The 8,743-nt window shown below is 73.9% G+C and carries 6 protein-coding genes; 2 read left to right on the top strand and 4 right to left on the bottom strand.

Annotation, left to right across the window (positions count from 1 at the left end):
• A partial coding sequence (locus K7G61_RS24965; RefSeq protein WP_225849208.1) for an STAS domain-containing protein occupies positions 1 to 355 on the bottom strand: 355 nt, incomplete at its 3' end.
• A 521-nt stretch (positions 356 to 876) separates the two neighbouring features.
• Here K7G61_RS24965 and K7G61_RS24960 point away from each other — a divergent pair.
• Positions 877 to 1,251: an ANTAR domain-containing protein gene (locus tag K7G61_RS24960; RefSeq protein WP_225849207.1), complete on the top strand. Its 375-nt coding sequence runs from the start codon at positions 877 to 879 to the stop codon at positions 1,249 to 1,251.
• A 238-nt stretch (positions 1,252 to 1,489) separates the two neighbouring features.
• Here K7G61_RS24960 and K7G61_RS24955 read toward each other — a convergent pair whose 3' ends face one another.
• Positions 1,490 to 3,775: a catalase gene (locus tag K7G61_RS24955; RefSeq protein ID WP_225849206.1), complete on the bottom strand. Its 2,286-nt coding sequence runs from the start codon at positions 3,773 to 3,775 to the stop codon at positions 1,490 to 1,492.
• Between the two features lie 412 nt (positions 3,776 to 4,187).
• On the opposite strand from K7G61_RS24955, the gene K7G61_RS24950 reads away from it, so the two are divergent.
• A complete protein-coding gene (locus K7G61_RS24950) occupies positions 4,188 to 6,167 on the top strand; it encodes an amino acid transporter (protein WP_374204227.1) in 1,980 nt (659 codons plus the stop codon).
• Between the two features lie 42 nt (positions 6,168 to 6,209).
• Here the strand turns inward: K7G61_RS24950 and K7G61_RS24945 are convergent, their stop codons facing one another.
• Complete coding sequence (locus K7G61_RS24945) at positions 6,210 to 7,529, bottom strand: MFS transporter (protein WP_225849205.1); 1,320 nt, start codon at positions 7,527 to 7,529, stop codon at positions 6,210 to 6,212.
• Positions 7,530 to 7,724: 195 nt separating this feature from the next.
• Positions 7,725 to 8,609: a LysR family transcriptional regulator gene (locus tag K7G61_RS24940; protein ID WP_308190695.1), complete on the bottom strand. Its 885-nt coding sequence runs from the start codon at positions 8,607 to 8,609 to the stop codon at positions 7,725 to 7,727.
• Between the last annotated feature and the right edge of the window lie 134 nt (positions 8,610 to 8,743).

The raw sequence follows: 8,743 nt of genomic DNA, 5'->3' as shown, positions 1-8,743 counted from the left end.
GGCGATCGCCGGCGGACTTCCCCCCGCCGCCCGCGACGGCCTCGGCCAGCGTGTCGTACACGGGGATCGAGCGGGTCAGCCCGGCGACCCCCAGCAGCCGCCGGACCCGCCCCGGCGGGCACACCACGCGCAGTTCGCCGTGCCGGTCCCGGAGCCGGTGCCGGGCGCTGACCAGCAGGTTCAGTCCGGTGACGTCGCAGAAGTCGAGTCGTGAGAAGTCCAGGACGACATCCGTGGGACCGGCGGCCGCCAGGGCCTCGTCGAGGCCGGCGCGTGTCGCGATGTCGAGTTCGCCGGTCACCTCCAGGACGGTCCATCCGGCCCGGCGGTCCGCGGATACGGTGAGCGGTTCCATGGGTCTCGCCCTCCTGCGCGTACGGGTGGTACGGGCGGCAGGCGTACGCGCGGTCGCGGGATCGCCGCGGTCGCGGGTCCGTACGGTGCCGGCGGGGGAGGCGGGCGGACGGCGTCCGTGCCGTTCGGGCGGCGGTGGCCCGGTCGAGGACCGGGCGGCCGGCTTCCGGCGGGGCGCCGTGCCCCGGGGCCGCCGACGTGCGGGCGGCTTGATCGTCGAGGCGGTGGCGGAGAGGCCGTGCGCGGACCGGCCGCGGTCACGGCTTCCCTGTACCCGTCATACCGCTCCTGCGGCGGGCGGACAACCTTCCTGTACCCAAATCTCCCGGCTGACCTGCGCGATCGGGCCGCCCGGTGGAACCGGTGACGGCTGTCGCGCATGGCGCGCGGGCCGCCGCGGTAAACGCCAGACAGTGTCCGGGACCGTGGCGCGCCCCGCGGGCGGTCCGCGGCCGTCGGCCGCTCACGGGCCCGGCGAGGCGCCGGGCGCGAGCCGGGACGAGGAGGAGGTGCGGGCGACCCGTGTACGCGCAACCCCCCGCGGTCGACCCCGACCCCGACCCCGACGTCCCCGACCCCGACCCCGGCCCCGACGTCCCGGACGGCATGGGACACGCCCGTCTGCGCGAGGAGATCGCCCAGCTCAAGCAGGCCATGCGCAGCCGCCCCGTGATCGATCAGGCGCGCGGTGTCCTCATGGCGCTCAACGGCTGCAGCGCCGAGGAGGCGTGGCGGACGATCTCCACCGTCTCCCAGCACGCCAACGTCAAGCTGCGAGTGGTCGCCCACCACGTGGTCGCGGCCGCCCAGGGCACCCCCCTGCCGCCCGAACTCCGCCGCCACCTGGCCGATGTCCTCGGTCCCGCCCCGCGCACCCGCAGGCCCCCGCGGGACTGACAGCGGCGTTCGACCCGCGCCCGCCCGCCGTTCCCGCACCACGCGGGCCCGGCCGAACGGGTGACGGGCGGCCGGACCGGGCGCGCTCACCGGCCCGTACGGAACGCCCGGCCCCGATCGTGCTCGGCGGCGGTCCGGACGAGGCCGCCGCGGCCGCCGGCCGGGCCGGAAAGGTCGGAAGGGCCCGCGGGTGAGGCGGGCCCTTCCGGTACCGCGGCCGGGCGCGGCGTACGCGCGGCTACGCGGCGCTCTCCGGCGGGGGCGGGAAGCGGTCCCACACCCGGTGCCGGGTGAGCAGTCCGGTCAGCTCGCGCAGCACCTGTTCGCCGTCCGGGCCGAGGACGATGCCCGTGGCGTCAGCGGCGACGCCCGCCGCCTCCAGGACCGGCCGCCCGCCGTCGAGGCTGCCGATCGCCTTGCAGTGCCGGAACGCCTCGTTGACCATCAGCGCCACCCGCGGGTCCACCGGTACGGACGGCCTGGGCAGCGCGCCGGCCTTGGCGTCCCGTCCGGGCGCCGCGTCCTTGCCGGGCGCGGGCGCGCCGGTCAGCAGCAGCGCGTCGTACTCCACGGACCTCGCGGTGGCGAAGGTGCGCTGGACGGTCACCGGGCCGGCTCCGTCGGCGCGCAGTTCACCCCCGACGGGCGCGACCACCAGCGGGACCATGCCGGCGGACAGCACCGCCTGGCGGAGGGCCGCGAGCGCGGCCAGGTCGGTCCGGTCGTCCGCGACGATGCCGATGACCCGGCCGGTGGTCGGCCAGGTGCGCCCGATCTGCGACAGCGCCGGACTCGGCGCCGGGTCGGCGAGCGGCTCGGTCGCCTTCGGCGCGGGCAGTCCCAGCCCCTGGGCGACCTGCGCGCACAGGTACGGGTCGATGTTCGCCAGCGTCCCCAGCGCCCGCTCCTTGACGGCCTGTTCGTAGCATTTGCCCAGCTCGAAGGTGTACGCGGCGATGATGTGCTCCCGCTCCACCGGGCTCATGCTGCGCCAGAACAGCCGGGCCTGGCTGAAGTGGTCGCCGAAGGACGCGGGTGCCTCGCGCACCTTCTCGGCGGCGGCGATCGGCGTGGGGTGCTCGATGTACGCGCGGTCGCCGGCGCCGGCGAAGAACGGGCAGCCGCCGTCGAGCGAGTTGGGCTTGTACGGGGCCACCCCGCTGTGCACCGCGTCCTGGTGGAAGCCGTCCCGCAGGTTGTCGTCGACCGGCGCGTGCGTGCGGTTGATCGGGATCTGCGCGAAGTTGGACCCGCCCAGCCGGGTGATCTGCGTGTCGACGTAGCTGAACAGCCGCCCCGCCAGCAGCGGGTCGTCGGTGACGTCGATGCCGGGGACGAGGTGGCCGACGTGGAAGGCGACCTGCTCGGTCTCGGCGAAGAAGTTCGTCGGGTTGGCGTCGAGGGTCATCAGCCCGATCGGCCGGACCGGTGCCAGTTCCTCCGGCACGATCTTGGTCGGGTCGAGCAGGTCGATGCCCTCGAACATCTGGTCGGGAGTGTCGGGGAAGGTCTGGATGCCCAGCTCCCATGCGGGGAAGGCCCCCGCCTCGATCGCGTCGGCCAGGTCGCGGCGGTGGAAGTCCGGGTCGAGACCGCTGATCAGCTGCGCCTCCTCCCACACCAGGGAGTGCACGCCGGCCTCGGGCTTCCAGTGGAACTTCGCCAGCGTGGTCTCGCCCCGCTCGTTGACCAGGCGGAAGGTGTGGACGCCGAAGCCCTCCATCATCCGGAAGGACCGGGCGATGCCCCGGTCGGACATGTTCCACATCGTGTGGTGGGCGGCCTCGGTGTGCAGCGAGACGAAGTCCCAGAACGTGTCGTGCGCGCTCTGCGCCTGCGGGATCTCCCGGTCCGGGTGCGGCTTCCCGGCGTGGATGACGTCGGGGAACTTGATCGCGTCCTGGATGAAGAACACCGGCATGTTGTTGCCGACCAGGTCGTACACGCCCTCGGAGGTGTAGAACTTCGTCGCGAAGCCCCGCGTGTCGCGTACGGTGTCGGCGGAGCCGCGCGAGCCCAGCACGGTGGAGAACCGCACGAAGACGGGCGTCGTCACGTCCTCGGCGAGGAACGCCGCCTTGCACACCCCGGCCGCCGTCCCGTAGCCGCGGAAGACGCCGTGCGCCGCCGCGCCGCGCGCGTGCACCACCCGCTCGGGGATGCGCTCGTGGTCGAAGTGGGTGATCTTCTCCCGCAGGTGGTGATCCTGCAGCAGGACGGGGCCGCGCGGGCCGGCCTTCAAGGAGTGGTCGGAGTCGGGCAGCCGGGTGCCCTGGGCGTTGGTGAGGAAGGGCCCGGCCTGCGACCTCGGCCCGGCGCCCGGCCGCCCGGTGGCGCTCACCGGCTCCGGAGCGGACTGGTCGGGTTTGGCGGGCAGCGGCTCGCGCGGCTCGACCGGCTCCTCGACCGTGGGTGGCGCGCCCCCCGGTACGCCCGGGATCTCGGCCTTCTGCCGCGGCGCCACCTCCGAGGCCAGTTCCGCCGCTTTGTCCACGATCTTCCGGATCGGGTTGGACTCGCTCATGGTGCTCCCTGATCGGTTGGCGAAGGCCCGTCTCTCGTCGGTACCGCCTGCCCCGGGATCGAAACGGCAAAGACCGCATCGCCCCCCTGATGGGCCAGACCGCCCGATTCCGCCGGCCGTCCGGGCCCGCCGCGGCGCGTGGCGCGTCAAGAACGCGTATGGACTTGCCGCCCCCGCGGCCCCGCGGGCGGGCCGTCGCCCACGCTGGGGCCGGGCCGCCGACGCCGGGCAAGTGCCGCCGCGGGCACGGCGACCGGGCGCGCGCGAGGACCGCGGGTACGGGAGGAACCGGCCACGGGGCCGCGGCAGGGCGCGCGGTTCATCCCGATTGGCGCGAATACGCTGATCTTCTCGGCACACAGCGCGGCCGGCGGAGCCGGTTCGCGCCACGCAGACCAGGAGCAGATGAGGAATGGCCGCCACAGCGGAGACGACCGGCACGACGTCCCAGCCGCCGGAACCCGGGGCGCAGGGCCGGTTGCGGGGGTGGTTGCTGGAGGGGCTGTCGGACATGGGCCGGCAGCAGGGGCCGCACGCGCCGCCGGAGGCGGCGGACGCGGGCCAGCGGTGGTGGCGCGTGATGTGCCTGACCGGTGTCGACTACTTCTCGACGCTCGGGTACCAGCCGGGCATCGCGGCGCTGGCCGCGGGGCTGCTGTCGCCGATCGCCACGGTGGTGCTGGTGATCGTCACACTGGCCGGCGCGCTGCCGGTGTACCGGCGGGTGGCGCGGGAGAGCCCCCACGGCCAGGGCTCGATCGCGATGCTGGAGCGGCTGCTGTCGTTCTGGAAGGGAAAGCTGTTCGTCCTGGCGCTGCTGGGCTTCGCGGCGACCGACTTCCTGATCACCATCACGCTGTCGGCCGCCGACGCGTCGACGCACCTGGTGGAGAACCCGCACTTCGCGTCGGCGCTGCACGGCCGTCAGATGCTCATCACGCTGGTCCTGGTGGCACTGCTGGGCGCGGTGTTCCTGAAGGGGTTCCTGGAGGCCATCGGCGTGGCCGTGGTGCTGGTGGGCGTCTATCTCGGAATGAACGTGGTGGTGGTGGTCGACGGCCTCTACCACGTGCTGACGGCCCCGCACCTGGTGACGGACTGGTCGAACGGGCTGCGCGCGGAGCGGGGCAGCGTGTGGGTCATGGTGGGGGTGTCACTGGTGGTGTTCCCCAAGCTGGCGCTGGGCCTGTCCGGGTTCGAGACGGGCGTCGCGGTGATGCCGCACGTGCGGGGCGACGCGGGGGACACCGAGGACGCCCCGGCTGGGCGGATCCGGGACACGCGCACCTTGCTGACCACGGCGGCGCTGATCATGAGCGTGTTCCTGATCGCGACGAGCTTCATCACCACGGTGCTGATCCCCAAGCGCGACTTCGAGGCCGGTGGCCCGGCGAACGGGCGGGCGCTGGCCTACCTCGCGCACGAGTACCTGGGCTCCGGGTTCGGTACCGCCTACGACTTCTCGACGATCGCCATCCTGTGGTTCGCCGGCGCGTCGGCGATGGCGGGGCTGCTGAACCTGATGCCGCGGTACCTGCCGCGGTACGGGATGGCGCCGCACTGGGCGCGGGCGGTGCGGCCGATGGTGCTGGTGTTCACGCTGGTGGCGTTCCTGGTGACGTGGATCTTCGACGCCAACGTCGACAAGCAGGGCGGCGCGTACGCCACCGGCGTCCTGGTGCTCATCAGCTCGGCCGCCATCGCCGTGACCATCGCCGCCCGCAAGGCCGGGCAGCGCAAGTGGACCATCGGCTTCGCGGTCATCGCCGTCGTGTTCCTCTACACCACGGTGGTCAACATCCTGGAGCGCCCGGACGGTGTGAAGATCGGTGCCTGCTTCATCGCCGGGATCGTCCTGATCTCGCTGATGTCGCGGCTCGCCCGCTCCTTCGAACTGCGGGTGACCAGCGTGGAACTGGACGACATGGCCTCGCGTTTCGTCCGGGACATCGCCAGCCGCCGGATCCGCTTCATCGCCAACGAACCGGACCGGCGGGACGTCGCCGAGTACCGGGACAAGGCCAAGCAGATCCGCCACGACAACGACCTCGGACCCGACGAGGACTTCGTCTTCGTCGAGGTGACCGTGCGCGACCCCTCCGAGTTCGAGTCCGCGGTCACCGTGCGCGGCGAGGTCATGCACGAGCGCTACCGCGTGCTCACCCTGGACGGCACCTCCGTGCCCAACGCGCTGGCCGCCTTCCTCCTGCACGTACGCGATCTCACCGGCGCCAAGCCGCACATCTACTTCGAGTGGACCGAGGGCGGCCCGTTCGCCAACTTCCTGCGCTTCTTCCTCTTCGGGCAGGGCGAGGTCGCGCCGGTCACCCGCGAGGTGCTGCGCGAGGCCGAGCCGGACGTGACGCGCCGCCCGCGCGTCCACGTCGGCTGACGGCGCCGCGGTCGCGGGCCCGGCCGCCCGGGTGCCGCGCCGTCAGACGGCGTCGGCGAGCCGCTCGGGGCGGGGCCGGTGTACCGGGGTCGCCGCGGCCGCGGCGGCGATCAGCAGGCAGCAGACGCCGGCGGTCAGCGTCACCGGGGCGGTGCCGACGCGCTGGGCGGTCCAGGTGAGGAGGGCCGCGCCGGCCGGGGCCGCGCAGTAGTGGAGCGTCCAGAAGGCCGAGGTGACCCGGCCCAGCAGGTGTTCCGGTGTCACCTCCTGGCGCAGCGACATCGAGCAGGTGCCCGCGACGCCGGTGCAGCCGAGGAAGGCGGCGGCCGGCAGCGCCACGCCCGGTACGTCGGAGGCCCAGCCGATGCCCGCCACGGCGAGCCCGGACACCGCGACCGCGCCGATCCACGTCGGCCCGAAGCCGAACCTGCGGCGTACCGGGGCCACCATGAGGGCACCGGTGATCGAGCCCAGCGCGGCCACGGCGAACACGACGCCGACGGTCCTGTCGCTCTCGCCGAGATCGTGTTCGAGGTGGTAGATGATCAGGTCGTTCAGGCCGAGGGTGAGGAAGACGAAGAACGTCAGCAGGACGGTCAGCGACCGCAGCACGGGGTGGCCGCGCAGGAACGTCACACCTGCGCGCAGGTCCCGCCCGAGCCGCCGCAGGGCCGTGTCCCGTCCCGCGCGCGCCGCGTCCCCGGTGGCCGGCGCCCCGGCCCGCGCGGCGCTCAGCGCCCGGGTGTCGCCGTGGAACCGTACGAGGGCCATGCAGGCGGCGGACACCGCGAAGCTCGCTGCGTCCACTCCGACCGCCGTCGCCGCGCCGAAGCGGGACACCACCAGACCCGCGCACACCGGCCCGGCCACCCCGGCGGCCGACGCGGTCGCGCCCAGCCTGCCGTTGGCCCGCGTGATCAGGTCCGGGGCGACCAGCGCCCGTACGACCGTGACGTACGTGACCGAGAACAGCATGCCGACCGCCTCGCACAGTGGCAGTACGACGTAGAGCAGCCAGACCCGCGGGCCGAACGCCCACGCCACCGGTATCACCGCGTACAGCGCCATACGCGCCAGGTCGGTGGCGACCAGCAGCTTCCTGCGGTCCAACCGGTCGACCACGACCCCGGCGAAGACGCCCGCCACGAGCGAGGCGCCGCCCGCGGCGGCCGTGAGCAGGCCCATCCGCGCGACCGATCCCGTCGCCTGCAGCACCAGCAGGGGCAGCGCGATCAGGGCGAAGGCGTCGCCGACGACGGAGAGGGTCTGGCCGGCCCAGAAGATCCCGAAACTCCGGCTCCCCCCTGCGCCGGGCGGAGGTCGGTCGTGCGGGGGTGGCCGGTGGGCTGAGGATCGGACCATGCCGGGAGACTATGTGGGCGCCCGCGCGCCTCGCGCGCCCTTTTCCCGCGCCCATATCCCCGGGCCCATCGGGCCCATATCCCCGGGTTCTTTTCCCCGCGCCTCCTTTCCTTGGGCCCGTCAGCGGGCCCGGGCAGCACCTGCGCCGCCGCGGCACCCGGGGCGGGAGCCGTCCCGTACCCCTCGTGGCGGCGCTCAGGCCCGCTCCAGGCCCAGGTAGGACAGGAGTTCGCGGGCGGCCGGGCCGAGACGGCCCGGCTCCGGCGCGGCCACCGACACCTGCCAGGGCGGGGCCGACGGGGTCAGCCGCGCCGAACACAGGGCGGCGGCCTGCTTCTTGCGGGAGATCGGGCGGGGGACCACCGCGACACCGAGGCCATGGCCCACCAGGTCGATCAGGGTGTGCACGTCGTTGACCTCCAGGGCGACCTGGCGCGCCACGCCGGCGGACGCGAACACGCGGTCGGCCAGGGGGCGCGAGCCCCACTCGGGGTGGAAGTCCACGAAGGTCTCGCCGTCGAGATCGGTCCACTTCACCTCGGCGGCCCCGGCCAGCCGGTGCCCGCGGTGGCACAGCAGGACCATCGGCTCCTGGACCAGCGGCAGCAGCCGCACCCCCTCGGGAGCGCGGCCGTCGACGGCGACGAAGGCCAGGTCCAGGCGTCCCGCGGCCACGTCCTCGGCGAGCGCGGCCGAGTTGGCCTGCCGCAGCCTGACCTGGACCTGCGGGTGCTCGGTGCGGAACCGGGCCAGCAGGGCCGGTACGTCGACGCCGGTCACGCACTGCTCGGTGCCCGCGCTGAGCGTGCCGCGCAGCAGGCCCTGCACGGCGGCCACGGCCTCCTTGGCCGCGCGGACGCTGGCCAGCGTCCGGGACGCCTCGGCGAACAGCGCACGGCCCGGCGCGGTCAGCTCCACGTTGCGGGTGCTGCGGACGAACAACTGGGCGCCCAGTTCGCGCTCCAGCGCGCGCACGGATGCCGACAGCCCGGACTGCGAGACCATCAGCCGCTGGGCGGCGCGGGTGAAGTGGCGGTCCTGTGCGACGGCGACGAAATGTTCCAGGTGGCGCAGTTCCATGATTCAGCAGCCTAATCGCTCAATGCGTTCGGTTCCTTCTATTGGACGGCTGGGCCGCCGGTGAATGAGGCTGAGGTGGGCCGGGTGCGGGACCGCGGCCGGGCTCCGCGGACCCGACCCGGGCCACCGCACAG

Origin of the sequence: Streptomyces sp. HPF1205, from assembly GCF_020400825.1 — a bacterium.
In the GTDB taxonomy this organism is placed as follows: domain Bacteria; phylum Actinomycetota; class Actinomycetes; order Streptomycetales; family Streptomycetaceae; genus Actinacidiphila.
This window is presented reverse-complemented; position numbering and strand designations above follow the sequence as displayed.